The 23,993-nt window shown below is 71.2% G+C and carries 21 protein-coding genes and 1 riboswitch; of the genes, 5 read left to right on the forward strand and 16 right to left on the reverse strand.

The annotated features are described in order from the left end of the window. Positions 1-5: 5 nt before the first annotated feature. The 5 genes from OG519_RS08090 to OG519_RS08110 form a co-directional block, all read right to left on the reverse strand. Positions 6-1,259 carry a M48 family metalloprotease gene (locus OG519_RS08090; RefSeq protein ID WP_405580555.1) on the reverse strand — a complete coding sequence of 418 codons (1,254 nt, stop codon included), beginning with the start codon at positions 1,257-1,259 and terminating at the stop codon, positions 6-8. Continuing rightward, positions 1,256-2,488: a hypothetical protein gene (locus OG519_RS08095; protein WP_405592559.1), complete on the reverse strand. Its 1,233-nt coding sequence runs from the start codon at positions 2,486-2,488 to the stop codon at positions 1,256-1,258. The genes OG519_RS08090 and OG519_RS08095 overlap by 4 nt, the downstream gene beginning before the upstream one ends. Positions 2,489-2,583: 95 nt before the next feature. Continuing rightward, positions 2,584-3,654 carry an NlpC/P60 family protein gene (locus OG519_RS08100; RefSeq protein ID WP_405580558.1) on the reverse strand — a complete coding sequence of 357 codons (1,071 nt, stop codon included), beginning with the start codon at positions 3,652-3,654 and terminating at the stop codon, positions 2,584-2,586. Positions 3,655-3,874: 220 nt separating this feature from the next. Continuing rightward, positions 3,875-4,906, reverse strand: a complete 1,032-nt coding sequence (locus OG519_RS08105) for an NlpC/P60 family protein (RefSeq protein ID WP_405580561.1) — start codon at positions 4,904-4,906, stop codon at positions 3,875-3,877. Positions 4,907-5,242: 336 nt separating this feature from the next. Continuing rightward, positions 5,243-6,619 carry an NYN domain-containing protein gene (locus tag OG519_RS08110; protein ID WP_405592561.1) on the reverse strand — a complete coding sequence of 459 codons (1,377 nt, stop codon included), beginning with the start codon at positions 6,617-6,619 and terminating at the stop codon, positions 5,243-5,245. A gap of 252 nt (positions 6,620-6,871) precedes the next feature. On the opposite strand from OG519_RS08110, the gene OG519_RS08115 reads away from it, so the two are divergent. Continuing rightward, positions 6,872-7,672, forward strand: a complete 801-nt coding sequence (locus OG519_RS08115; RefSeq protein WP_405580564.1) for a rhomboid family intramembrane serine protease — start codon at positions 6,872-6,874, stop codon at positions 7,670-7,672. After that, positions 7,669-7,950, forward strand: a complete 282-nt coding sequence (locus OG519_RS08120) for an Lrp/AsnC family transcriptional regulator (protein ID WP_405580566.1) — start codon at positions 7,669-7,671, stop codon at positions 7,948-7,950. The genes OG519_RS08115 and OG519_RS08120 overlap by 4 nt, the downstream gene beginning before the upstream one ends. A 40-nt stretch (positions 7,951-7,990) precedes the next feature. On the opposite strand, the gene OG519_RS08125 is transcribed toward OG519_RS08120, so the two are convergent. The 6 genes from OG519_RS08125 to OG519_RS08150 form a co-directional block, all read right to left on the reverse strand. Continuing rightward, positions 7,991-9,388: an aminotransferase class V-fold PLP-dependent enzyme gene (locus OG519_RS08125; RefSeq protein ID WP_405580569.1), complete on the reverse strand. Its 1,398-nt coding sequence runs from the start codon at positions 9,386-9,388 to the stop codon at positions 7,991-7,993. Positions 9,389-9,401: 13 nt separating this feature from the next. Then, a riboswitch (SAM riboswitch) is annotated at positions 9,402-9,519 on the reverse strand. A gap of 162 nt (positions 9,520-9,681) precedes the next feature. After that, complete coding sequence (gene trpD / locus OG519_RS08130) at positions 9,682-10,746, reverse strand: anthranilate phosphoribosyltransferase (RefSeq protein WP_405580572.1); 1,065 nt, start codon at positions 10,744-10,746, stop codon at positions 9,682-9,684. A gap of 244 nt (positions 10,747-10,990) precedes the next feature. Next, on the reverse strand, positions 10,991-12,622 hold the full coding sequence (locus tag OG519_RS08135; RefSeq protein ID WP_405580575.1) for a cytochrome bc complex cytochrome b subunit: 1,632 nt from the start codon (positions 12,620-12,622) through the stop codon (positions 10,991-10,993). Continuing rightward, a complete protein-coding gene (locus tag OG519_RS08140) occupies positions 12,622-13,680 on the reverse strand; it encodes a Rieske 2Fe-2S domain-containing protein (RefSeq protein WP_405580578.1) in 1,059 nt (352 codons plus the stop codon). The genes OG519_RS08135 and OG519_RS08140 overlap by 1 nt, the downstream gene beginning before the upstream one ends. After that, positions 13,677-14,486, reverse strand: coding sequence for a c-type cytochrome (locus OG519_RS08145; protein WP_405580580.1), 810 nt, complete (start codon positions 14,484-14,486; stop codon positions 13,677-13,679). The genes OG519_RS08140 and OG519_RS08145 overlap by 4 nt, the downstream gene beginning before the upstream one ends. A gap of 87 nt (positions 14,487-14,573) precedes the next feature. Further along, a complete protein-coding gene (locus tag OG519_RS08150; protein WP_093743019.1) occupies positions 14,574-15,194 on the reverse strand; it encodes a heme-copper oxidase subunit III in 621 nt (206 codons plus the stop codon). Positions 15,195-15,476: 282 nt separating this feature from the next. On the opposite strand from OG519_RS08150, the gene OG519_RS08155 reads away from it, so the two are divergent. Then, on the forward strand, positions 15,477-15,896 hold the full coding sequence (locus OG519_RS08155; protein WP_405580583.1) for a hypothetical protein: 420 nt from the start codon (positions 15,477-15,479) through the stop codon (positions 15,894-15,896). A gap of 60 nt (positions 15,897-15,956) precedes the next feature. Here the strand turns inward: OG519_RS08155 and OG519_RS08160 are convergent, their stop codons facing one another. The 4 genes from OG519_RS08160 to OG519_RS08175 form a co-directional block, all read right to left on the reverse strand. Then, positions 15,957-17,249 (reverse strand): Ig-like domain-containing protein, encoded by a 1,293-nt coding sequence (locus tag OG519_RS08160; protein ID WP_405592563.1) that lies wholly within the window; start codon positions 17,247-17,249, stop codon positions 15,957-15,959. Positions 17,250-17,434: 185 nt separating this feature from the next. After that, positions 17,435-17,833: a cytochrome c oxidase subunit 4 gene (locus tag OG519_RS08165; protein WP_405580586.1), complete on the reverse strand. Its 399-nt coding sequence runs from the start codon at positions 17,831-17,833 to the stop codon at positions 17,435-17,437. Then, positions 17,830-19,596, reverse strand: a complete 1,767-nt coding sequence (gene ctaD / locus OG519_RS08170) for a cytochrome c oxidase subunit I (protein WP_405580589.1) — start codon at positions 19,594-19,596, stop codon at positions 17,830-17,832. Before ctaD ends, OG519_RS08165 begins: the two co-directional genes overlap by 4 nt. Then, positions 19,593-20,552 (reverse strand): cytochrome c oxidase subunit II, encoded by a 960-nt coding sequence (locus tag OG519_RS08175; protein WP_405580592.1) that lies wholly within the window; start codon positions 20,550-20,552, stop codon positions 19,593-19,595. Before OG519_RS08175 ends, ctaD begins: the two co-directional genes overlap by 4 nt. Positions 20,553-20,813: 261 nt before the next feature. On the opposite strand from OG519_RS08175, the gene OG519_RS08180 reads away from it, so the two are divergent. Further along, the gene (locus tag OG519_RS08180; RefSeq protein ID WP_405580595.1) at positions 20,814-22,244 is read left to right on the forward strand and encodes a cysteine desulfurase/sulfurtransferase TusA family protein; all 1,431 of its coding nucleotides are present in this window, start codon (positions 20,814-20,816) and stop codon (positions 22,242-22,244) included. Between the two features lie 235 nt (positions 22,245-22,479). Here OG519_RS08180 and OG519_RS08185 read toward each other — a convergent pair whose 3' ends face one another. Beyond that, positions 22,480-23,457 (reverse strand): carbohydrate kinase family protein, encoded by a 978-nt coding sequence (locus OG519_RS08185; RefSeq protein ID WP_405580597.1) that lies wholly within the window; start codon positions 23,455-23,457, stop codon positions 22,480-22,482. A gap of 112 nt (positions 23,458-23,569) precedes the next feature. Between OG519_RS08185 and OG519_RS08190 the strand changes: the two genes are divergently transcribed. Then, complete coding sequence (locus OG519_RS08190) at positions 23,570-23,851, forward strand: hypothetical protein (RefSeq protein WP_405580599.1); 282 nt, start codon at positions 23,570-23,572, stop codon at positions 23,849-23,851. Positions 23,852-23,993 lie beyond the last annotated feature (142 nt).

Genomic DNA, 23,993 nt, shown 5'->3' on the forward strand with positions numbered 1-23,993 from the left:
GCAGATCAGGTTCCGGGCGGGCGCCAGGCGCGGGCGGCGGCGATCCGGGCGGCGGGGGTGGGGTGGGTGGACAGCAGCAGGTGCGGCAGCCGCGGCGGGGCCGGGTCGCCGACGTTGGCGACGGTCAGGCGCCGCTGCATCGCGATGAACTCGGCCGGGTCACCGGTGAGATCGAGCGCGTGCAGGTCGGCGCGGCGCTCGATCCGGCGGGACAGCGCGCGGCCCGCGGGACCCACGATCGCGCCGGCGACCGAGGCCGCCGCCGCGAGCAGCCACGCGGAGCGCGGATCGGCGAACCGGGCCACGCCCGCCAGGTCGAGCAGCGGCGACCAGGTGACGACGGCGGCCAGCACACACACCCCGGCGGCCGCCCCCAGCGCGCCGAAGGCGGTACCGCGCGGCACATCGCGGTGCACCACGTGGCCCAGTTCATGGGCGACGACCAACTCCACCTCGCGCGGCGACGCGGTGCTGAGCAGCGTGTCGTAGGCGACGATCCGGCGGGTGCGGCCGAAGCCGGAGACATAGGCGTTGAGGGCGGTGGTGCGCCGGGACGCGTCGGCCACCAGCACCTCCCGGACCGGCACGCCGTCCCGGGCGGCGAGCGCGAGCAGGTTGTCCCGGGCGGGTCCCGGCTCCATCGGGGTGAAGGTGTTGAAGAGCGGCTCGAAGACGAGCGGGGCGGCGAAGGAGAGCAGGAAGGTGACGCCGGCCGCGCCGAGCGCCGCCCAGGCCCACCACCAGCGGGCGGTGCCGGCCAACGCGTACACCGCGAAGAGCGCCCCGAGGATCAGCGGCAGGGACACCAGCAGACCGCGCACCTGGTCGAGCGCCCAGCCGGCCCACCCCTGGGTGACCAGGCCGAACCGGGCCCGCACCACCCGGCCCCTGGCGGCGAGGGGCAGGGTGAGCGGCAGCGGCAGCAGCACCAGGGTCAGCCCGGCGCCCACCACCCGCACCGCCCAGCCGTCCCCGAAGGCGCCGATCAGCCGCGCCCCGCCGGAGGTGAGGCCGAGGGCGAGCGGCAGCGCGAGCGACACCGCGGAGGAGCCGGCGGCCACCGGCAGCACCCCGCGCCGCAGCGCCCGGCCGCGGGCGATCTGCTCGGGCGTGAAGTCAGCGGCACCTTCGGCGCTGCCGACGCCCTCAACCGGATCGGCGCCGTCGACCCGGTCGGCGCCCTCGACCCGGTCCGCGCCGTCAGCCCCCTCCGCCCCCGCAGCCCTGTCGGCCGCCTTGGCCCGCTCGGGCTCGCTCATCCCAACTCCCCCTCCACGTAGGTCCGCCAGCGCGCGGTGAACTCCGGCAGGCTCAGCCCGACCGCCGCGCGCAGCCGGGCGTCCACCGTGCCACCCTTGGCCATCGCCCGGTAGAAGGCGGTGAGGGTGCCGGGCGACCACTGGTCGGCGATCATCCGGCAGGCGAGCCAGCCGTCCTCGTACGCCTGGGCCAGGCCGGTCGCGGTGGCGGCGAAGCCGGCGTCGGAGGGCAGCGCGGCGGGGACCCGGCCGGCCCGGACGTCGGCCGTCAGCTCGGGCGCGATCTCGGGCGCGGTGCGGCCGGAGTCGCGGTAGGCGACCCAGTCGGCGATGCCCTCGGAGAGCCACCGCGGGGTGGTGGGGGTGGTGGTGGCGAGCCGGGTCGCGACGTGGGTGGTCTCGTGGGTCAGGACGACCTGGCGGCCGAAGGCGGAGAGCTGCGCGAAGGCGGCGGGGTTGATGATGACCCGGTCGGCCGGGGCCCGCGCGTCGCCGCCGAGTTCGCCGGTGGTGACGGCGGCGATGTCCCGGTAGTCGCCGGCTCGCGCGTCGAGCAGCGCGGCGACCTGGTCGAGCGTCGCGGGGGCCTCGACGACGACTTTGCCGGGCCAGCCGGTCCCCCACGCGTGGGTCACCTCGGGCACCGCCCGGTCGGCGTCCTTAGCGTAGCCGCGCAGCGTCGCGGGGTCGCCGAGCCCGAGCACCAGGCTGTGCGCGCCGCGCACCACGTGGACCGGACCCTGGTCCCAGAGCTGGACGGCGGTGCGGTGGCCGCTGGGCACGCCGTCGTCGTCCCCGGCGACGTACCAGTGGCCGCCGCGCCGGGCGAGGGTCAGATAGGCGGTGGACGCCACCGGCTCGGTGTCGTAGCCGGTCAGCCGGTAGCCGAGCCGCACCTCGGCGGCCTCGCGCGGGGTGCCGTCGGCCGCCGCCGGCAGGGCGAAGGCACCGGTCCTGACGAGCGTGTACGACCAGGCGGCGAGCGGTACGGCGGCGAGGTCGTCGAACATCGCGGTCTGCCGGGCCCTGAACCGCTCGGCGCGCGGGTCCACTCCGGCCAGGAAGGCGGCCCGGTCGTGGTGGAGCAGGGCCGCGGCCCGCTGGTCGAGCAGGGCTCGCAGTGCGCGGGCGGTGGCGCTGTCGGTTGTGGTGGCGGTGGCCGCCGCGGGCGGGCCGGGCCGGCCGGGCGCGCAGCCGCCGAGCAGCGCCCCGCCCACCGCGCACACCATGAGGGCCGCCGCCCAGACCCGGCCGGCGGCCCTGGAGCGCGGCGCGGTCACCGTGGGCACGCGCCCGATCGTACGGCCCCGGGAGCCGCGCCGGGTCAACCGGCCGGACGGGTGACCGCGGTGATCGGCATCATGCCGACCGGGTCGTACCGGACCCGCGCGCCCGGGTAGGGCGCGTGCACGACGAGGCCGCCGCCGACGTACATGCCGACGTGGCTGGCGTCGCCCCGGTAGATCACCAGGTCACCGGGGCGGGCCTGGTCGAGCGGTACGTGCGGGCCGGCGTTCATCTGCTCCTGGGAGGTGCGCGGCAGCCAGACGCCGGCCTGGCGGTAGGCGTAGAGCATCAGGCCGGAGCAGTCGAAGGCGTTGGGGCCGACCCCGCCCCACATATAGGGGGCGCCGACCGCCCGGCGGGCGGCGGCGACGGCGAGGGCGGCCCGGCCGGAGGAGGCCGGCAGATCGGCGAGCTCCGGGAGCGGGCGGTCCCGGGAGGCCCGGTCGGCCGTGCCGGGAGCGAAGTGGGCCCGCTCGTCCCGCGGTAACGCGTTGAGGATCCGCTGGGCGGCGGCGAGCGCCTGCTGTACGGTCTTCTTCCGCTGCTGGAGCACGGCCGTGGCCTGCCGGAGCTGGGCCAGCTTGCCCGCGGCCTGGTCGCGCTGCCGCATCAGGAGGCTTTCCGCGTCCTGGAGCTGCCGGAGCCGGCCTGCCTGCTGGTCGCCGAGCCGGTCGAGGAGGGCGGCGCGGTCCAGGTAGTCCGCGGGGCTGGCGGAGAGCAGCAGCGCGAGCGAGGGGTCGATGGCGCCGGCGCGGTACTGGGAGGCGGCCAGGGTGCCGAGTTCGTTACGGAGGTCGTTGACCCGCTGCTGCGCGGCGGCGGCCCGCTCCTGGAGCGAGGTCAGCTCGGCCCGGAGCGTGTGGGTGTGCTCCTGGGCGGCGTCGAACTTCTGGGTGGCCCGCTCGGCCTGCTGGTAGAACCGGTCCAGCCGGCCGAGCCGGTCCGGCTGGACCGTGTGGCCCGGGGCGGTGCCGGACGGGTCGGCGGCGGCGAGCTGTGCGGCGCCGCCGGACAGGGCCGCGGTGGCCGCCGCCGCCGCGGAGAGCACGGTGACGCGACTGGTGCGGGCCGCGAGACCCGGCTGCGGAAAGCGTCGATGGGAAGCCACAGCGGCAGACAGTAGCCGCGCGATGGCGGAGAGTACAAAGACCGTCGGGCCGTACGTACGACCGATATCGGTCGCTTCGCAGGTCACACCGGCCGGACCGGCGGCCGTCCTCGGATGCCGTCACCCGTACGCCGTAGGCCGGGCCCGGCCCGTTGCCCGGGCCGGGGGCCGAGCCGGTTCAGCGGACTCAGCGGCTGGACGGCTCAGCGGACTCGGCGCCTCAGATCCGGACGCCGAACTCGAAGGGCATGTCGGCGATGGACTCGTAGCGCACCACGGCCCCCGGCTTCGGCGCGTGCAGCACCATCCCGTTGCCCGCGTAGAGGCCGACGTGGTGGAAGTCGCCGTAGAAGATGACCAGGTCGCCCACGCCGAGCTGGGACTCCGAGTAGATCCGGGTGCCCGCGTTGGCCTGCTCCTCCGAGGTCCGGGGTATGGAGACACCGGCCTGCGCGTAGGCGTAGGAGGTGAGGCCGGAGCAGTCGAAGGACCCGGGGCCCGTGGCGCCGTAGACATACGGCTTGCCGAGTTCGTTCTGCGCGGCCGCGAAAGCGGCGCCGGCCCGCCCGGTGGCGGCCTTGGCGTCGCCGAGGTTCACCCGGGAGCTGGCCCGGTTGGCCGCGATCTGGTCCTGGAGCTGCATGTCGGCCCGCTGCTGCGCGGTGAGCGTGTTGAGCACCTGCTGCGCCTGCGCCAGCTTGTCCTTGGCCTCGCTCTTGCGCTTGGCGAGTTCCGCGCGGGTGCTCTGCAGGTCGGCCAGTTTGGCGGTGGCCTCGGCGCGGGACTGGTCGAGTTCCCGCTTGGCGTCCTGGAGTTGCTCCATCGCGCCGGCCTGGAGCGCGCCGAGCTGGTCGAGCGCGGTGGCCTGCTGGAGGTAGGTGTCCGGGTTGGCCGAGAGGAAGAGCTGGATCGTCGGGTCGATGCCGCCGCTGCGGTACTGGGAGGCGGCGATGGCGCCGAGACCGTCCCTGAGCTGGTTGAGGTGCTGCTGCTGCCGCGCGACCTGGTCCTGGAGGCTTGACGCGTCCTTCTGGAGGGTATGCAGCTTCTCGTTCGCCGCGTCGTACTTCTCGGTGGCCTGCTCCGCCTGCGAGTAGAGGGCGTCGACCTTGGTCTTGGCGTCCTTGATGGTGGGCTTGGCGGGGGCGGCGTTCGCGGCTTGCGCGGAGAGGGCGACCGCTGCTGCGGCGGTCGCGGTCAGCACGGTCACGCGCGTGCGGGTTGCCGGCTTGGGACGACGGTGGGACGCCACGAAGGCGAGCTCCTTCTTCCTTCAGCCGCCTACCGGTTCACTGGCGGGCGGTCCCCGAGCGCCATCCGGGTTGGATGATCGACTGCGCGGAGGTTCGACGCCTGACCTTAGTGACCTTCCTGTGATCGGTTCAAATCTTTGTAGGCAAAATCTCGACCGTTTCGCACTTTCTTTACGTTGGTCGTACGGGCGGTGAGGGCGGGTCGACGCTGAGTTGACGCGGGGGCGCGTGCGGCGGTGGTGAACAGCGGGACGGGGCAAGGGTGTTCGGGAGGGTGCCGAGGGGTGCCCGGGGGCGCCCGGCGTGCCGCCGCCTCGTGCGGCGGCCGACGCTGGTCAGACCCGGGCCAGCCGCCGCAGCAGCAGCGTGGAGGCGACGGGACGCGCGCCGGCCTTGGCCACCCCGTCGGCGACCTCGCGGTCCGCGGAGACCACCACGATCTGCCGGCCCGGCGGTTCGGCGCGCACCAGTCGCCGGATCAGCTCATCGGCGGTCTCACCGGCCTTGCTGAACAGCACCCGCACCCCGCGCGGCGGCGCGAGCAGCACCGGCATGTCCAGATCGGCGCCGTCGAAGACACAGGTGACCTCGGCGCCGCTCTGCGCGGCCAGCGCCGCGAGACCGCCGAGCAGCCGCAGCCGCTGCTTCTCCAGCGGCATCGACGGATAGCCGGTCTTGGTGACGTTGTAGCCGTCCACCACCAGATGCGCCTGCGGCAACGCGAGCAACTGGTCCAGGAGTTGGGGATCGGTCTCGGAGAGCGCGCGGGTGGCGATGTCCCGGGCGCTGAAGTGGCCGGGCGCCACCGCGTCCACGGTGTCGGCCGGCCGGACCCCGAGGGTGTCGCGCGGCGGCAGCGCGAGTTCGCGGCGCAGCCCGGCCGCGGCGTCGAGCACCGTGTCGAGCAGCAGCCGCAGCCGGACGTCCTCGACGCTGCGGCCCTCGCGCACCGCGCGGCGCCCGGCCTCCAGCACCGCCTCGGACTCGGTGAGCCGGGCCCGCAGCCGCCTGGCCTCGGACTCGGCGGCGGCCCGCTCCCGGTCGGCGGCGGCGCGCACCTCGTCGAGTTCGGCCTGGAGCTTGCGCTGGGCGGCCTCGGCGCGGCGGACATCGCTGTGCGCGGCGCGCAGCTTGCGGTGCAGCGCGTCGCCCTCCTTACGGACGGTGTCGAGTTCGCTACGGGCCCTGACCGCTTCCGTCCGGGCCTGCGCGTTCAGGGTCTCGACCTCGTGGCGCAGCCGGTCGAGTTCGCGCAGCGTCTCCTCGTCGGCGCGCTCGGCGTCGGCCCGCTGCGCCTCCTCGCCGGCCGTGGCGACCAGCTTCGCCCAGCCGGGGGGCCGCAGCAGATAGGCGGCGGCGGCCACGTCCAGCGGGTCGGCGGCCGGTGGCGGGGTGCCGCCGTCGAGGGCGCCGGTCAGCTCGGGCTGGGCCTCGCGCAGCTTGCCCGCGACCTTGAGCCGGAAGGCCGCGTCGGACTCCAGCGCGGCGGCGAGCGCGGTGGCCGCGTACCGCACCCGCCGGGAGGGGGTGAAGCGGGCATAGGGCCGCAGTGACACCGGCAGATCGCCGAAGGTGAAGCCGCCGAAGGCGTCCGCGGCGATGGCGACGACCCGGTGCCGTACGCCTTCGGGCAGCGGTCGGTCCAGCGCGGGCTCGCCCGCACCGCCTTCGCTCGCCGCGGCGTCGGGAACGTCGCCGATACCGTCCACCAGTCACTCCCGTCCGGTTCCTCGGCGCCCTCCCGGCCCCCTTCGATCCCTCCGGCCGCCGCTGCTGTCCTCCCATTGTCCCCGGCTACGGGAGTCAATGCGGTCAGCACCTTCCGCACGGCTCGGCGGTCGCTCTCCGCGGGCATACGGGTATGGCTACGGGCGTGTGTCCCGGTTACCCTACGGCCTCAGCGGTCCGCCGCGCTGCGGCGAGGCGACCTTTGGCCGGTACAGCCGTTCCGTCATCATCGGTCCATGGTCATCCCGGTGTCCGACAACAGCCCGGTGTCCGAGTTCGACCCGGTGGGGCCGGCGCATCGCCCGCCGGTCGTGACGTACACGCTGATCGGGCTGTGCACCCTGACGTTCGTGCTGGGCCCGGCGGCCGGCTTCGGCGTGGCGCCGGGCGCCGGGCGCCTGTGTGCGCAGGCGGTCTGGTTCGATCGCTGGGGAGTCATTCCGGCCGAACTCCTCCACGGAAAGCTGCCTCCGGCCCGGCTCGATCTGCCGGCCGGCTGCCCGGTCCCCGGCCCGTATCCGAAGGTGCCGTTCCTCTCCGTCCTCACCGCGCTCTTCGTGCACGCGGGCTGGGTGCACCTGATCGGCAACATGCTCTTCCTGTGGGTCTTCGGCGACAACGTCGAGAACCGGATGGGCCGGCCGCGCTTCGCCCTCTTCTACGCGGCCGCCGGCTACCTCGCCACCTACGGCTTCGCGCTCGGCCACCCGAACGACACCCGGAGCCTGGTGGGCGCGTCGGGGGCGATCTCCGGCGCGCTCGGCGCCTACCTCTACCTCTGTCCGACCGCCCGGGTCACCAGTGTCTTCCCCTTTCTCCTCTTCGTCCCGCTGCGCTTCCCGGCGTGGACGGTGCTCTGCTTCTGGTTCGTGCTCCAGTGGCTGGCGGCCAGGACCGCGCACGGCGGTCCCGGCGTCGCCTATCTCGCCCACGTGGTGGGCTTCGCCTTCGGCTTCTTCTGCGCATGGGTCTGCTATCGGCCACGGCGTAAGGTGAGCCTCGTCATCGGGCCCACCCAAGGAGATATCCAGCCGTGATCACCGCGATCGTGCTCATCAAGACGTCTGTCGACCGGATTCCGGAGATCGCCGAGTCGATCGCGGCGCTCGACAGCGTCAGCGAGGTCTACTCGGTGACCGGGGGCTACGATCTCGTCGCTCTCGTCCGGGTGGCCCAGCACGACGATCTCGCGGACATCATCCCCGGCCGGATCAGCAAGATCCCGGGCGTGCGGGCGACGGACACGCATGTGGCGTTCCGCACCTACTCGCAGCACGATCTGGAGGCGGCTTTCGCCATCGGCCTGGACTCCTGACCGGCGGCCCCGAGGGCGCTGAGCCGCCGGTCCCGAGTCGTCAGTCGCGGGACGGGACGCAGCGGCCGTTCTCGGTGCGGTAGTTCCACTGGGCGCCGTCCCTGACCAGGGTGGTCACCGCCGAGACGAAGCGGGTGATGTGCTCGTCGGGGGTGCCCGCGCCGAAGCTCACCCGGATCGCGTTGAGGGAGCGTTCGCCCGGCGCGGCGTCGGGGGCTCCGCAGGCACCGGGCTCGTCCGGCTCGCCGCCGAGCAGCGTACGGACCAGGGGGTGGGCGCAGAAGAGGCCGTCGCGGACCCCGATGCCGTACTCGGCGGAGAGCGCCGCGGCGAAGTGCGAGCTGTTCCAGCCGTCGACGACGAAGGAGAGCACACCGACCCGGGCCGAGTCAGCCCCGAACAGGGAGAGCACCCGCACCTGGGGGATATCGGCCAGTCCCGCCCGCAGCCGGGCCAGCAACTGCCGCTCCCGGGCGATGAGCCGGTCGAAACCGGCCTCGGTGAGCGCGCGACAGGCCGAGGCGATGGCGTAGGCACCGATGACATTGGGCGAGCCGGCCTCGTGGCGGGCGGCGACCGAGGTGTGCCACTCGACGTCGAGGCCGCCGTCGGTGCGGCGGGCGACCGTGCGGCTTGCCCCGCCGCCGGCCAGATACGGCTCGGCGTCCCGCAGCCAGTCGGGCCGGCCGGCCAGCACGCCGGAGCCGAAGGGCGCGTAGAGCTTGTGGCCGGAGAAGGCCACCCAGTCGACGTCGAGCGCGGCGATGTCCACCGGCTGGTGCGGGGCGAGTTGGGCCGCGTCGAGCACGATCCGGGCGCCGTGCCGGTGGGCGGCGGCGGCCAGCTTCCGTACCGGCCACACCTCGCCGGTGACATTCGAAGCGCCGGTGACGCAGACCAGCTTGGGCCCCTTGGGGGCGCCGTGCAGGGCCACGTCGAGGGCGGCGACGGCCTGCTCCGGGGTGCGCGGGGCGGTCAGCCAGGTGACCTGGGCGCCCTCGGCGCGCTGCCAGGGCAGCAGCGAGGCGTGGTGCTCACTGTCGAAGACGAAGACCTGGGTGCCGGCCGGCAGCACGGCGGCCAGCAGGTTGAGGCTGTCGGTGGTGGACCGGGTGAAGATCACCTCGTCGTCGGGCCGGCAGCCGAGGAACGCGGCGACGGTGGCCCGGCTCTGCTCGAAGAGATCGGTGGAGAGCTGGGAGAGATAGCCGGCCCCCCGGTGCACACTGCCGTAGTACGGCGCGTACGCGGCCACGTCGTCCCAGACCCGCTGGAGGGCGGGGGCACTCGCCGCGTAGTCGAGTGCCGCGTAGCCGACTTCGCCGCCGGTGACCAGCGGGACCCGCACATCGTGTCCCAGCACCGGCAGCGGCGGACAGCTATCGCGGGCGTCGCGGCTTTCGCGGGCGGTATCGGTGGCAGGGCTGAACACAGTCATGACAGAACTCCCCAAGTCCGGCTTGCTATGAGCCTTGCTTGCTCACAGCCTGGTCTTCACCCGGGGCACCCCACCTCGGACGGAGGGTTGCCGGACAGCGAGCCGGGGCCTTTGCGCTGTCACTCGTGACCTGCCAGGGATTCTGCCATATGCCCGTGCGCGCGCAAGGCGCCGTCCACCACACGGACAGCGCCTCGCACGGGGTGCCGGGTCCCCCGGCCCGGCGATCGGCTCAGACGCCGACCGCCGGGCCGGCGGAACAGCCGGCCGAACAGCCGGGGGAAAAAGTACGGCTAGGCGTGGGTCGCCGCCGCCCAGCGGTCGAGTACGGCGGCGGCCGCCCCCGAGTCGACGGAGGTGGCGGCCTGTTCGAGGCCGGCCGCGAGCTGGGACTCCAGAGTGCCGCTGCCGGGGTTGAGTGCGACCAGCGCGGCCGCCGAGTTGAGCAGCACCGCGTCCCGGACCGGACCGGTCTCGCCGGCCAGCAGCCGGCGGGCCACATCGGCGTTGTGCGCCGGGTCGGCGCCGCGCAGCGCCTCCAGCGGCACCAGCGGAATGCCGACGTCACGGGGGTCGAAGGCACGCTGCTCGACCTTGCCCTCCCTGACCACCCAGACCTGGGAGGTGGCCGTGGTGGTCAGCTCGTCCAGCCCGTCGTCGCCCCGGAAGACCAGGGCGGACGAGCCGCGTTCGGCGAGGACGCCGGCGAGGATCGGCGCCATCCGCAGATCGGCGACACCGGTGGCCTGGGCCCGTACCCGCGCCGGGTTGGTCAGCGGGCCGAGGAAGTTGAAGGTGGTGGCCACCCCCAACTCGCCCCGGGCGATGGCCACATGGCGCAACGCCGGGTGAAAGCGCACCGCGAAGCAGAAGGTGATCCCGGCCTCGGCGGCGACCTCGGCCACCCGCTCGGGGGTGAGGTCCAGATTGACGCCGAGCTTCTCCAGCACATCGGAGGCACCGCTGGCGGAGGACGCCGCCCGGTTGCCGTGCTTGACGACTCTGGCGCCGGTGCCGGCCACCACTATGGCGGACATGGTGGAGATGTTGACCGTCTTGGAGCGGTCGCCGCCGGTGCCGACGATGTCCACGGTCGGCCCGGGCACCTCGATGGTGTTGGCGTGCTCGTACATCGCCCGGACCATGCCGGAGACCTCGTCCACGGTCTCCCCCTTGGCCCGCAGCGCGACCGCGAATCCGGCGATCTGCACGTCGGTGGCCTCGCCGCGCATGATCCGGTCCATCGCCCAGGCGGTGTCGTCGCCGCTCAGATCCTGCCGGGCCAGCAGCGTGCTCAGGACGTCGGGCCACGAGCGCGGAGCCGTGGGGTCGCCTCCGGCGGGGTTCACAACGCTCATGGGTCACGCTCCTGAAAAACCTGGAACCTAAAAAGGGGGGCCACACTCTCAGCCCGCCCACCCTATCCAGCCAGCCCCCGCAAGGGGGCGCCCCGTAGGGGCGCGAGGAACCGCGCGCCCAGCCCCCAACGACCCGCGGCGGACCACCGACCGACAGCGGGCAAACGCCCCGGGCCGGGCCCGGGCACCCTTTATGGGGTGCCCGGGCCCGGCCCGGTTTTCTGGTGACGCCAGCGCGAGCGGCTTAGTGACCGTGCCCGCTCGTAATCTCCTCGTACTCCTCCGCCGTCGGCTTCGGAATCTGGCTGTGCTCCCCGTAGAAGCCCCGCGACAGCTTCGCCTGCACCCGCGCGACCGGACTGATCTTCCGCTCGACACCGTTCTCGTCGACCTCGGGTCCGGGGTCGATCGGCTTCGGCTGGGCGTGCGCGGTGAGCACGTAGAGCTGCTGCTGCGAGAGCGGTTCGTGCACCTCGATGAACTCACCGTGCGGCAGCCGCTTGATGATGCCGGTCTCCCGGCCGTGCAGCACCTTGTCGCGGTCCCGCCGCTGGAGGCCGAGACAGAGCCGCTTGGTGACCCAGAAGCTGATCACCGGCAGGATGAAGAAGCTGCCGCGGACGAACCAGGTGATCGAGTTGATCGACAGATGGAAGTGGGTGGCCCAGATGTCGTTGCCACCACCGACCAGCAGCACGAAGTACTCGGTCAGCCAGGCCACACCGAAGGCGGTGCGCACCGGACGGTTGCGCGGCCGGTCGAGCAGGTGGTGCTCCCGCTTGTCGCCGGTCACCCAGGACTCGATGAACGGGTAGACGGCGATGGCCACCAGCACCAGCGGGAAGATCATCAGCGGGATGAACACACCGAGGACCAGCGTGTGTCCGAACCCTCTGATCTCCCAGCCGGGCATCACTCGCACCAGGCCCTCGGAGAAGCCCATGTACCAGTCGGGCTGCGCGCCGGTGGACACCTGGTCCGGCCGGTAGGGGCCGATCTCCCAGATCGGGTTGATGGTGGCGATGGCCGCGACGGCCGCGATGACACCGAAGACGACGAAGAAGAAGCCGCCCGCCTTGGCGGTGTAGATCGGCAGCAGCGGAGCGCCGACGACGTTCTTCTCGGTCTTGCCCGCGCCCGGGAACTGGGTGTGCTTGTGGAAGAACACCAGGATCAGGTGGGCGACCAGCAGACCGGCCATCAGACCGGGCAGCAGCAGGATGTGCACCGAGTAGAACCGGCTCACGAAGTCATGCCCGGGGAACTCGCCGCCGAAGAGGAACATCGACAGATAGGTGCCGACGATCGGCGTGGAGAGGACCGCGCCCTCCATGAAGCGGACACCCGTACCGGAGAGCAGGTCGTCCGGGAGCGAGTAACCGGTGAAGCCGGTGAACATGCCCAGGAAGAGCAGCGTCCAGCCGAAGAGCCAGTTGATCTCGCGCGGCCGGCGGAAGGCGCCGGTGAAGAAGACGCGCATCATGTGCACGATCATCGCGCCGATGAAGATCAGCGCCGCCCAGTGGTGGATCTGCCTTATCAACAGACCGCCGCGGACCTCGAAGCTGATGTGCAGCGTGGAGGCGTACGCATCGGACATCCGGACGCCCTGGAGCGGCGTGTAGGAGCCGTGGTAAACGACCTCGGTCATGCTCGGGTGGAAGAACAGCGTCAGATAGACACCCGTGAGGATGAGGATCGTGAAGCTGTAGAGGCAGACTTCGCCCAGCATGAAGGACCAGTGGTCCGGGAAGACCTTGCGCAGGTTGGACTTGGCCAGCTTGTAGAGGCCGAGCCGCCCGTCGGTCCACTCCGCGACCCGCTCGCCGGGGTTGGTCGGCCGGCGCCGGGTGGAGGTGTCGGTGGTGGTACTCATCAGCGCTCCCAGAAAGCAGGGCCGACGGGCTCGTCGAAGTCGCCGAGCGCCACGAGGTTGCCCTCAGCGTTGACGCTGATCCGGAGCTGCGGCAGCGGGTGGCCCGCGGGGCCGAAGAGCACCCGGGCACCGTCGGAGAGGTCGAACGTCGACTGGTGGCAGGGGCAGAGCACGTGGTGTGTCTGCTGCTCGTACAGGCTGATCGGGCAGCCGACGTGGGTGCAGATCTTGGAGAACGCCACGATGCCCTCGTGGCCCCAGTCGGCCTCGCGCTTGTCCTTGATGTCCTCCGGCTTGAGCCGCACGATCATCAGGGCGGCCTTGGCGATCTGCTCCTGGAAGTCGTCGTCGGACTCCTGGATCCCCGGCGGCTGCGCGAAGGTCAGCGACCCGACCGCGATGTCCTCGGGCCGCAGCGGCTGGCTGGTGTTGACGTTGATCAGCACCTTGCCCTTGGACCACAGGGTGTGCCGCAGCTTGTTCTCCGGCAGCGGGCCCAGGTCGCGCAGGACGAAGAGGCCGGTGAGCGGGAAGAGCGTCAGGGCGCCCAGCATGGTGTTGCGGATCAGCTTGCGGCGGCCGAAGCCGCTCTCCTTGGCGCCGGTGATCCACTGCTGCCTGACGTTCTCGCGCAGTTCGTCGTCGGCGTCCACCCGGTGGCGCTCGTCGGTGATCTCCTCGTCGGACATCAGCGTGCGGGCCCAGTGGATGGCGCCCGCGCCGATGCAGAAGAGCGCCACCGCGAGGGTGAGGCCGAGGGAGAAGTTCAGCGCGCTGACGTGGCCGATCGGGAAGATGTAGACGATCTTGTCGACCGGGAAGATCACGAAGCTCGCGATGAACCCGAGGGTGCCGAGCATCGAGAGAACGAACAGACCGGCCACCACTCGCTCGGAGTGCTTGGCGGCCTTGTCGTCGATGTCCTGGCGGCGGTGCTCGTGGGGCGGCAGTCCGGGGTTGGCGAACGGGTCCTTGGTGGTCGCTACGCCGCCACCGTGGGCACCGTGTTCGCTCGGCAGGTTCTCTGACACGTCGTTGTGGGGTCCAGTCTCGCTCATGACTTCTTGGCCTTGGTGGTCCGTGCGGCGACCCAGATGGCGATGAAGCACAGGGTCCCGACGCCGAAGACCCAGCCGAACAGGCCCTCGGACACGGGGCCGAGGTTGCCCAGTGTGAAGCCGCCCGGGTTGGGGCTCTGAGCGGTGTCGACGGCCTTGAGGTACGCGATGATGTCGGCCTTGGTGTCCTGCGGCATCGTGCTGTCGGGGAACGACGGCATGTTCTGCGGGCCGGTCTGCATCGCCTCGTACATGTGCTTGGGCGTTACACCCTTGAGGCTGGGCGCGAACTTGCCGGCCGACAGCGCGCCGCCCTTGCCGACGAAGTTGTGGCACTGGGAGCAGTTGCTGCGGAACAGCTCACCGCCCTTGGCCACGTCGGCGCCGGACGGGCTGTACTGGCTCTTGGCCGGGATGGCCGGGCCGGGACCCAGCGAGGCGATGTACGCGGCCAGTTGGTCGATCTCCGCCTGGGTGTAGATCACGGGGTGCGCGACGACCTGCTCGCCCTGCTGCTGGGCGGGCATCCGGCCGGTGCCGACCTGGAAGTCGACCGCGGCGGCGCCGACCCCGACCAGGCTCGGGCCGTCGGAGCTGCCCTGGCCCGACATGCCGTGGCAGCTCGCGCAGCCGAGGGAGAACAACTTCTTGCCCTGATCGATGGCAAGAGACTGAGCCGAGTCGTCGGCCCGCGCCTCAGGCGCGGGCGCGAGCGCCGCGTACAGCCCCCCGGTGGCCGCGAGCGCGAAGAATAGGACGACTAGCGCCGCCAGCGGGTGGCGCCGTCGTGCGGAGAGCTTTTTCACGGATTACCCCGAGTGTCAGGATCTCTTGTCGATGCTTTGGGTGTGTCTGGCGCGGACCGACCGGTGCTGCCCGGAGCCCGGGACCGGCTACTTGATCAGGTAGATCGTGGCGAAGAGACCGATCCAGACCACATCGACGAAGTGCCAGTAGTAGGACACGACGATGGCGGCGGTGGCCTGCTGATGGGTGAAGCGCTTGGCCGCGTACGTTCGCCCGAGCACCAGCAGGAACGCGATCAGACCGCCCGTCACGTGCAACCCGTGGAAGCCGGTGGTCAGGTAGAAGACCGAACCGTACGGGTCGGAGCTGAGCGAGATCCCGTCCTTCCTGACCAGGTTCGTGTACTCGAAGATCTGCCCGCCGATGAACACCGCGCCCATGATGAAGGTCACGATGAACCAGGAGCGGAGCTTCTTCACGTCACCGCGCTCGGCGGCGAAGACACCCATCTGGCAGGTGAACGAGGAGAGCACCAGGATCGTGGTGTTCGTCGCGGAGAACGGCACGTTCAGCGCGTGCGCGTGCTCCTTCCAGAAGACTTCACCCGTGACCGACCGGAGCGTGAAGTACATCGCGAAGAGGGCCGCGAAGAACATCAGCTCGGAACTCAGCCAGATGATGGTCCCGACGCTGGTGAGGTTCGGCCGGTTGACCGACGGGTGCGCGTGCCCGGTTTCTACTGCTGTTGCTGTCGCCACGTCCGACATTATGTCGGTCCCTTATCTGGCGCTGACTCCGGGGGGTCCCCTTTGGTGTGTCAATGCCTGAGCGGGACCCGCCCGGCCTAGTGACCAGGTCGCCCGAACGGAGGACAGCCGCCCGGCACCGCCTCCGGACGGCCCAGCGCGAGGTGCGATGACGGAGCGTCGGGCGGCCTCCCGCGAGGATCTTCCGGTGGTCGGAACCCTCCTCCGCGAGGGGTCGGCGGGAGTAGCATCCGAGTCACTTGAGAACGCGTTCACGAGCACGCCCGACGAGGAGGCACCAGGATGCAGGCGACTGCCACCGTGCTGGTCTACAGCGACGACGCGAACACCCGGGAGCAGGTCCGGCTCGCCGTCGGCCGCCGGCCCGCCGCGGACCTGCCCCCGGTGGAGTACGTGGAGTGCGCGACGCTCCCCGCGGTCCTGGAGGAGTTGGAGCGCGGCGGCATCGACGTCTGTGTGCTGGACGGCGAGGCCAATCCGGCGGGCGGGATGGGGGTGTGCCGGCAGGTGAAGGACGAGATCTTCCGCTGCCCGCCGGTCCTGCTGCTGATCGGCCGCCCGCAGGACGCGTGGCTGGCCACGTGGAGCCGGGCGGACGCCGCGGTCACCCACCCGGTGGACCCGGTGGCGCTGAGCGAGACGCTGGCGACGCTGCTGCGCCGCCGGGTCGTGCCGGACACCGCGGTGGTCGCGACCCGCTGAGGTGTCTCTCGCCTCCGCCGCCGGCCTCTCGACGCCGGCGGCGGAGCGGGCGCGGGGCGGTCAGACGTCCTGCGGGTGGAGGCGGGCCGGGTCGAAGGCGGGCGGCTGGACCTGGTCGGTCTTGCTGCTTCCGTTGGCACCCCCGGCACTTCCGGCGCCCCCGGCTCCCAGGGCGCTGCCCTTCTGCCACTGGGCCCAGGTGAGGTTCCAGTCCCCGAAGCCGTTGTCGAAGGGGGTCATGGTGGGGCCCTTGCTGTTGAGGACCCGGACGATGTCGCCCTGCCGCACATGGTCGAAGAACCAGTGCGCGTTCTCGGTGCTCATTCCGGTGCAGCCGTGGCTGACGTTCGCGGAGCCCTGGGAGCCTTCCGACCAGGGCGCGGCGTGCACGAATTCACCGCTCCATGTCACCCGGGTGGCCCAGTAGACGGGCAGGTCGTACGAGTCGGCGCTGCCGGCGGCTATGCCTATGCTCTGGCTGGTCATCCGGAGGAACGCCTCCTTCTCCAGGATGACCTTGACGCCGTTGCGCGTGTCGAAGCCCGGCTTTCCGGTGGTGACCGGCAGCGTCTTGACCACCTTGCCGTTGTCCTTGAAGGTCATGTGGTCGGTGGCGGCGTCGGTGATCGCCTCGACGCGGTCGCCGGTGTGCAGGGTGAGCGGCTTGTCGACGCCGCCGAAGAGGCCCTTCTGCACGCGGACCCCGCTGAGGTTGCTGCTGACGGTGATCTTGGCGTTGGCGGGCCAGTACACCCGGGGGCGGTAGTGCAGGGTCTTGTCGTCCACCCAGTACCAGGACCCGGCCGCGGCCGCGGGCGTCGAGGCGACGCTCAGATTGCCCTCCACCGCGGCGCGGGCCGCGCGGTCCTTGACGGGCTTGTTCAGGGTGGCGGTGAGGGGCTGTCCGACGCCGTAGGTACCGGCCTTGGGGCCGAAGGTGACATGCAGTCCGGCCGAGGCCGAGGTGGTGTCGAAGCCCACGACCTTGCGGCCCGGGTGCCCGTCGGAGTTCTCGGTACTCACCCGGACGGTGTAGTGCGAGCCGGCCGCGAGCGCGGCGGTGGAGTGCCAGCGCTTGCCGTCCGCGCTGAGTTCGCCGCGTACCGCGCGGCCCGCCGCGTCGGTGGCGGTGACGTCGGTGATCTTGCTGCCGTCCTTGACCGACACGTCCAGTGGTCTGCCCGGGTCCGCCTTGCCGCTGCCGGTGGCCCCGAACACCACCTTGGCGGGGGCGTCGTAGGGCGGCGCGGCCAGTGGATTGCCGTCGCCGTTGCAGGCGGTGAGCCCCACCGCGAGGGGCGCGACCAGAAGCGCGCAGCGCAGCGCCGTCCGGCGCCGGGATCCATGACTCAAGCGAAGGTAACTCATGCGATCACGCTATGAACGCCTGCCTGGCTCCGCGCGCCGAACGGGTGCGAAAGCGGGCAAACGGGTGTTCCTTACGGCGTGTCTCCGCGCCGTACGCGAAGGGGCGGGCCTGGTCACCTGTACGGTGCCGGACCCGCCCCTGTCGGCGAGAAACGTAACGCTGAACCGTGCTACTGGGTGCGGTCGTCCCCGCGGTAGTACTCGAACACCCAGCCGAAGAGGCCGAAGACGATTATCGGCAGCGAGAAGAAGAGCAGCCACCAGCCGAAGATGATGCCCAGGAAGGCCAGCGCGCCGCCGGTCGCCAGGGAGAGCGGCTGCCAACTGTGCGGGGAGAAGAACCCCAGCTCACCGGCGTCGTCCGCGACGTCGGCGTCTTCCCGGTCCTGGGCTCCGGCGTCCGCCCGGCGAGCGGTGAACGACAGGTAGAAGCCGATCATCAAGGTCAGCGCGAACGCCAGGAACAGCGCGGTGGTACCCGTCGGCTCCTTGGACCAGAAGCCGTAGAGAATGGCGACGACCAGGATGAAGGCGGACAGGCCGAGGAACATCACGCCCTGGATCTTCACTTGCCCTCCTCCATGTCCTCGTCACCCGACGTGCTGGTGCCGCTCGGCGCGCCGGCCAGCGACTTGCTCGGCGGGTAGGCGAGCAGTTCGGCCGCGGCGATCTCCGGATGGTGCAGGTCGAACGCCGGGGATTCGGAGCGGATCCGCGGCAGGGTGAGGAAGTTGTGCCGCGGCGGCGGGCAGGAGGTCGCCCACTCCAGCGAACGGCCGTAGCCCCACGGGTCGTCGACTTCGACCTTCTTGCCGTACTTGGCGGTCTTCCAGACGTTGTAGAGGAACGGCAGGATCGACAGACCGAGCAGGAAGGAGCTGATGGTCGACACGGTGTTCAGCGTGGTGAAGCCGTCGGCGGCCAGATAGTCGGCGTACCGGCGGGGCATGCCCTCCGCGCCCAGCCAGTGCTGGACCAGGAAGGTGCCGTGGAAGCCGAAGAACAGCGTCCAGAAGGTGATCTTGCCGAGCCGCTCGTCGAGCATCTTGCCGGTCATCTTCGGCCACCAGAAGTGGAAGCCGGCGAACATCGCGAACACCACGGTGCCGAAGACCACGTAGTGGAAGTGGGCCACCACGAAATACGAGTCGGAGACGTGGAAGTCCAGCGGTGGCGCCGCCAGGATGACACCGGTCAGACCACCGAAGGCGAAGGTGATCAGGAAGCCGATGGCCCAGAGCATCGGTGTCTCGAAACTCAGTGAGCCCTTCCACATCGTGCCGATCCAGTTGAAGAACTTCACACCGGTCGGTACCGCGATGAGGAAGGTCATGAAGGAGAAGAACGGCAGCAGGACTCCGCCGGTGACGTACATGTGGTGCGCCCACACCGTCACGGAGAGGCCGGCGATGGAGATGGTCGCCGCGATCAGACCGATGTAACCGAACATCGGCTTGCGGCTGAAGACCGGAATGACCTCGGAGATGATGCCGAAGAACGGCAGCGCGATGATGTACACCTCTGGATGGCCGAAGAACCAGAAGAGGTGTTGCCACAGCAGCGCCCCGCCGTTGGCCGAGTCGAAGACATGGGCCCCGAATTTTCGGTCGGCTTCGAGGGCCAGCAGCGCGGCGGCCAGCACCGGGAAGGCCAGCAGCACCAGCACGGCGGTCAGCAGCACGTTCCAGCAGAAGATCGGCATCCGGAACATCGTCATACCGGGCGCGCGCATGCAGATGATCGTGGTGATGAAGTTGACCGCGCCGAGGATGGTGCCGAAGCCGGAGAGCGCCAGACCCATGATCCACATGTCGCCGCCGACGCCGGGCGAGTGCACCGCGTCGGAGAGCGGGGAGTACGCGAACCAGCCGAAGTCGGCCGCGCCCTGCGGGGTGACGAAGCCGCCGACCGCGATCAGCGATCCGAACAGGTAGAGCCAGTAGGCGAACATGTTCAGCCGCGGGAACGCCACGTCGGGCGCGCCGATCTGCAGCGGCATGATCCAGTTGGTGAAGCCGGCGAACAGCGGGGTGGCGAACATCAGCAGCATCACGGTGCCGTGCATCGTGAACGCCTGGTTGAACTGCTCGTTCGACAGGAACTGATTGCCCGGCCTGGCCAGTTCGGCCCGCATCATCAGCGCGAGCACGCCACCGATGAGGAAGAAGACGAACGACGTCACCAGGTACAGGCTGCCGATGGTCTTGTGGTCGGTGGTCGTCAGCCACTGGATCACCACAGAACCGGGCTTCCTGGTCCGGACCGGGATCTCGTCGGCGTAGGAGTCGTCCTCGACGGGGGCCGCCCCCGTCGGTTCGTTGAGAATGCTCATGTGGTCTTGGGCTCCGAGTTCTTCGCGTTGCCCGTGGTGGCAATGCCGGCCGGGAGGTAACCGGTCTGGCCCTTCGCCGCCAGGTCCTTGAGGTGCTGCTGGTACTGGGCGGGCGTCACGACCTTGACGTTGAAGAGCATCCGCGAGTGGTCCTGGCCGCACAGCTCGGCGCACTTGCCCCGGAAGGTGCCGAGCCGGCTCGGAGTCACCTGGAAGACGTTGGTGTGGCCGGGGATGACGTCCATCTTGAACAGGAAGGGCAGCACCCAGAAGGAGTGGATGACGTCACGTGAGGTGAGCACGAAGCGCACCGTCTGGCCCTTGGGCAGCCAGAGCGTCGGCCCCGGGTTGCCGGTCTGCGGGTTCTTGCTGGCCGGCGTGCCGAAGTCGTAGACGCCCTCGGCGCCGCGCGGCATCAGCAGCTTGTTGGCCGGGATCTCGGAGAGCTCTTTCGGCATACCGGTCGGGGTGGCCGGGTCGCCGTCCACGTTCTCGACGTAGTTGAAGCCCCAGCTCCACTGGAAACCGACCACGTTGATGACGTGCTGCGGATGCTTGGAGGTGTCCAGCAGCTTCGACTCGTCGCGTGCGGTGAAGTAGAACAGCACCGAGACCACGATGATCGGGACGATGGTGTAGAGCGCTTCGAGCGGCATGTTGTAGCGGGTCTGCGGCGGAACCTCGATCTTGGTCCGGCTGCGCCGGTGGAAGATCACGCTCCACAGGATCAGACCCCAGACGAGGATGCCCGTCACCAGTGCGGCCGCCCAGGAGCCCTGCCACAAGGCGAGGATCCGGGGCGCCTGTTCCGTGGCCGGGGTGGGCATGCCGAGGCGGGGATAGTCCTTGTAGGAGCAACCCGAGGCGGTCGCAAGGACCAGGCCCGCGGCCAGCGCCTGGGGCAGCCATCGCCGCATCGGGCGCCGCGACGAGCGGTCGGAGCCGTTGGGACTCACGTAGCGCCTTCCCGAGAGTCTCGGCCGCGCGTTACGAGTGTTCCGGCCGTCTGCTGGTCGGTCGGCCCGCGCGCGGGCTAATTAGGTGTGGATGTTTATGCGGACCAAACCCTACTGGACGCTATTTGGGGCCACGCGGGGAGGGGGTCCAACGCGCCGGGGCTCACCCGGAAGGTAGGGAAGTCCACTCGCCAGGGGTCATCGGCGGCCCTACCCGCCGGCTGTCCGCCTTCCCCGGGGCCCGGGTTGTAGCGTGCCGGCATGCCCTATTTCGACATGGCCTCGGCCGCTCCGCTGCACGCCGTGGCACGTCAGGCACTGGTTGCCGCGCTGGACGAGGGGTGGGCGGACCCGGCCAGGCTCTACCGGGAGGGGCGCCGGGCCCGACTGCTGCTCGACGCGGCCCGGGAGGCCGCCGCCGAGGCCGTCGGATGTCGCCCGGACGAGTTGGTCTTCACTCCTTCGGGGACCCGCGCACTGCACGCCGCGGTGGCCGGGGCCGCCGCGGGACGCCGCAGGACCGGCCGCCATCTGGTGCACTCGGCGGTGGAGCATTCGGCGGTACTCCATGCGGCCGAACCGTACGACACCACCTCGGTGGGGGTGGACAGGACCGGTCTGGTGGACGCCGGGGTCTTCGCGGCGGCGCTGCGCGAGGACACCGCGCTCGCCTGTCTCCAGTCCGCCAACCACGAGGTGGGTACGGTGCAGCCGGTGGCCCAAGTGGCCGACGCCTGCCGGGCGGCCGGGGTGCCGCTGCTGGTGGACGCGGCGCAGTCGCTGGCGTGGGGCCCGGTGCCGGGCGCCTGGTCGCTGCTCGCGGGCAGCGCGCACAAGTGGGGCGGCCCGCCCGGGGTCGGGCTGCTCGTGGTGCGCAAGGGCACGCGGTTCGCGCCGCAGGAGCCCGCCGACGAGAGGGAGTCGGGGCGCGCGCCCGGTTTCGCCAACCTGCCGGCGATCGTGGCGGCGGCGGCCTCGCTGCGGGCGGTGCGGGCCGAGGCGGCGGCGGAGGCGGCCCGGCTGTCCGCGCTGGTGGAGCGGATCAGGACCCGGGTGCCGCAACTCGTCCCCGGTGTCGAGGTGGTGGGCCACGACCGGCACCGCCTGCCGCACCTGGTCACCTTCTCCTGCCTCTACGTGGACGGTGAGGCGCTGCTGACCGGCCTGGACCGAGCTGGCTTCTCGGTCTCGTCCGGTTCGTCCTGCACGTCGAGCACGCTGACGCCGAGCCATGTGCTCAAGGCGATGGGAGTGCTGTCGGAGGGCAATGTCCGGGTGTCACTGCCGATGGGGACGCGCGAGGAGGACGTGGCGCGGTTCCTGGCGGTGCTGCCGGGGGTGGTCGGCGAGGTGCGGGGCCGGCTGGGGGCGCCGGAGGGAGCGTGGGCGCCGGCGGCGGGGAGCGCCTCCGGCGGCGGTACGGCGGACGCCGCCGCTCCCGGCGATGCGGGCGGTACGGAGCCGGCCGCCGGTCTGCTGGTGGACTCGCTCGGCAAGCTCTGCCCGATCCCGGTCATCGACCTGGCCCGGGTCATCGGCGAGGTGCCGGTCGGCGGCCTGATCACCGTACTGTCCGACGACGAGGCCGCCCGGCTGGACATCCCGGCGTGGTGCGCGATGCGCCAACAGGAGTACGTCGGCGAACGCCCGGCCGAACGCGGCACCGCCTACCTCGTCCGGCGCCGCGCCTAGGCCGTGTCTGACAAATCCCGCCTGCCCCGCGGCGTCTGGCACGCACGCTCGCTGCGTTGTCGGGGTCGTCCGAGTAGGCCCACTACGAGGACGACCCTCCGCCTTGCGAGCGCACGCACCAGACGCCGCGGGCCCCGCCCTGCGGGCGGACGACGCTATTTGCCAGACACGGCCTAGGCGGCCAGGTTCCCGCACCGGAAAAATGGGCCGGCCCGAGTGGGCCGGCCCCGGCGGGTCAGACCGGCAGGTGCTTGCGGACCTCGGCGGCCGCGTCCTCGCCGTACGCCTTGGTGAAGCGCTCCATGAAGCGGCCCCTGCGCAGCTCGTACTCCTGGGTGCCGAGCGTCTCGATCACCAGGGTGGCGAGCATGCAGCCGATCTGCGCGGCGCGCTCCAGGCCGACGCCCCACACCAGGCCGGACAGGAAGCCGGCCCGGAAACCGTCGCCGACGCCGGTCGGGTCGACCTTGGCCTCCTCCTCCGCGGTGCCGACCTCGATGGTGGCCTCACCCTTGCGCTCGATCCGCACGCCCTGCGGGCCCAGCGTGGTGACCCGGGTGCCGACCCGGTCCAGGATCTCCTCGGCCGACCAGCCGGTCTTGGACTCGATCAGACCCTTCTCGTACTCGTTGTTGAAGAGGTAGGCGGCGCCGTCCACCAGGACCCGGATGTCGTCGCCGTCCATCCGGGCGATCTGCTGGGAGAAGTCGGCGGCGAAGGGGATGCCGCGGGAGCGGCACTCCTCGGTGTGCCGGATCATCGCCTCCGGGTCGTCGGCGCCGATGGTCACCAGGTCCAGGCCGCCCACCCGTTCGGCCACCGCCTGCAACTCGATCTCCCGGGCCTCGCTCATGGCGCCGGTGTAGAAGGAGCCGATCTGGTTGTGGTCCCGGTCGGTGGTGCAGATGAAGCGGGCGGTGTGCAGCACCTCGGAGATACGGACCGAGGAGGTGTCCACGCCGTGCCGGTCCAGCCAGGCCCGGTACTCCGCGAAGTCGTTGCCGGCCGCGCCGACCAGCACGGGCCGGGTGCCGAGCTGGCCCATCCCGAAGCAGATGTTGGCGCCGACCCCGCCGCGCCGCACGTCGAGCGCGTCGACGAGGAAGGAGAGCGACACCGTGTGGAGCTGATCGGCGACCAACTGGTCGGCGAACCGGCCGGGGAAAGTCATCAGATGGTCGGTGGCGATGGATCCGCTGACGGCGATACGCACGACGAAGGCTCCTGGGAAGCGTGATGGACGCGGCGGGATGATGGCTACGACACGGCGAAACTACCTGATAGTAGGGCTTTTGCGTGTCCTGGCTCGTACCTAGTGTCGAGTCATGAGCTCTTATCCGCCAGTCCCGCTCGCCCCCTCCGGGCCGGCTGCCGCACCGGCTGCCGCGACGTCCGCGACCGCCGCGGAGGCCTCGGCCGCGGCCGCCCCGCTCACCGACCCGGATTCACTGGCGGAGCTGATCGGTGACTGCCGGCAGATGGCGGAGCGCTGGACCAGCCCGGCCCCGAAGGTCCAGGCCGTGGTCCCGGCCGGCAGTCTGCACGGCATCACTGTGCCACCTTCCTCGGTGCGGGCGGTGGACGGGATGTCGGAGTACGGCGACTGAGTCGCCCGATGTCGCCCCAAACGAGTCGCCTTACTCCCCTGAGCCGCCTGACTCGTTTCTGATCTCCGGGGTGGCCGCCCACCGCGTCCGATTGGCTCGTCCTTCGAATCCGTTCGAGGGAACTTCGAGGGAACCGGATCCG

The sequence above is a fragment of the Streptomyces sp. NBC_01190 genome, from assembly GCF_045039895.1.
Lineage (GTDB): Bacteria > Actinomycetota > Actinomycetes > Streptomycetales > Streptomycetaceae > Actinacidiphila.

What these genes read in the sequence shown, in the direction of transcription:
- OG519_RS08090 (WP_405580555.1), bottom strand. Translation starts at nt 1,259, where the DNA reads ATGAGCGAGCCCGAGCGGGCCAAGGCGGCCGACAGGGCTGCGGGGGCG.
- OG519_RS08095 (WP_405592559.1), bottom strand. Translation starts at nt 2,488, where the DNA reads ATGGTGTGCGCGGTGGGCGGGGCGCTGCTCGGCGGCTGCGCGCCCGGC.
- OG519_RS08115 (WP_405580564.1), top strand. Translation starts at nt 6,872, where the DNA reads ATGGTCATCCCGGTGTCCGACAACAGCCCGGTGTCCGAGTTCGACCCG.
- OG519_RS08125 (WP_405580569.1), bottom strand. Translation starts at nt 9,388, where the DNA reads ATGACTGTGTTCAGCCCTGCCACCGATACCGCCCGCGAAAGCCGCGAC.
- trpD (WP_405580572.1), bottom strand. Translation starts at nt 10,746, where the DNA reads ATGAGCGTTGTGAACCCCGCCGGAGGCGACCCCACGGCTCCGCGCTCG.
- OG519_RS08135 (WP_405580575.1), bottom strand. Translation starts at nt 12,622, where the DNA reads ATGAGTACCACCACCGACACCTCCACCCGGCGCCGGCCGACCAACCCC.
- OG519_RS08140 (WP_405580578.1), bottom strand. Translation starts at nt 13,680, where the DNA reads ATGAGCGAGACTGGACCCCACAACGACGTGTCAGAGAACCTGCCGAGC.
- OG519_RS08150 (WP_093743019.1), bottom strand. Translation starts at nt 15,194, where the DNA reads ATGTCGGACGTGGCGACAGCAACAGCAGTAGAAACCGGGCACGCGCAC.
- OG519_RS08155 (WP_405580583.1), top strand. Translation starts at nt 15,477, where the DNA reads ATGCAGGCGACTGCCACCGTGCTGGTCTACAGCGACGACGCGAACACC.
- ctaD (WP_405580589.1), bottom strand. Translation starts at nt 19,596, where the DNA reads ATGAGCATTCTCAACGAACCGACGGGGGCGGCCCCCGTCGAGGACGAC.
- OG519_RS08180 (WP_405580595.1), top strand. Translation starts at nt 20,814, where the DNA reads ATGCCCTATTTCGACATGGCCTCGGCCGCTCCGCTGCACGCCGTGGCA.
- OG519_RS08190 (WP_405580599.1), top strand. Translation starts at nt 23,570, where the DNA reads ATGAGCTCTTATCCGCCAGTCCCGCTCGCCCCCTCCGGGCCGGCTGCC.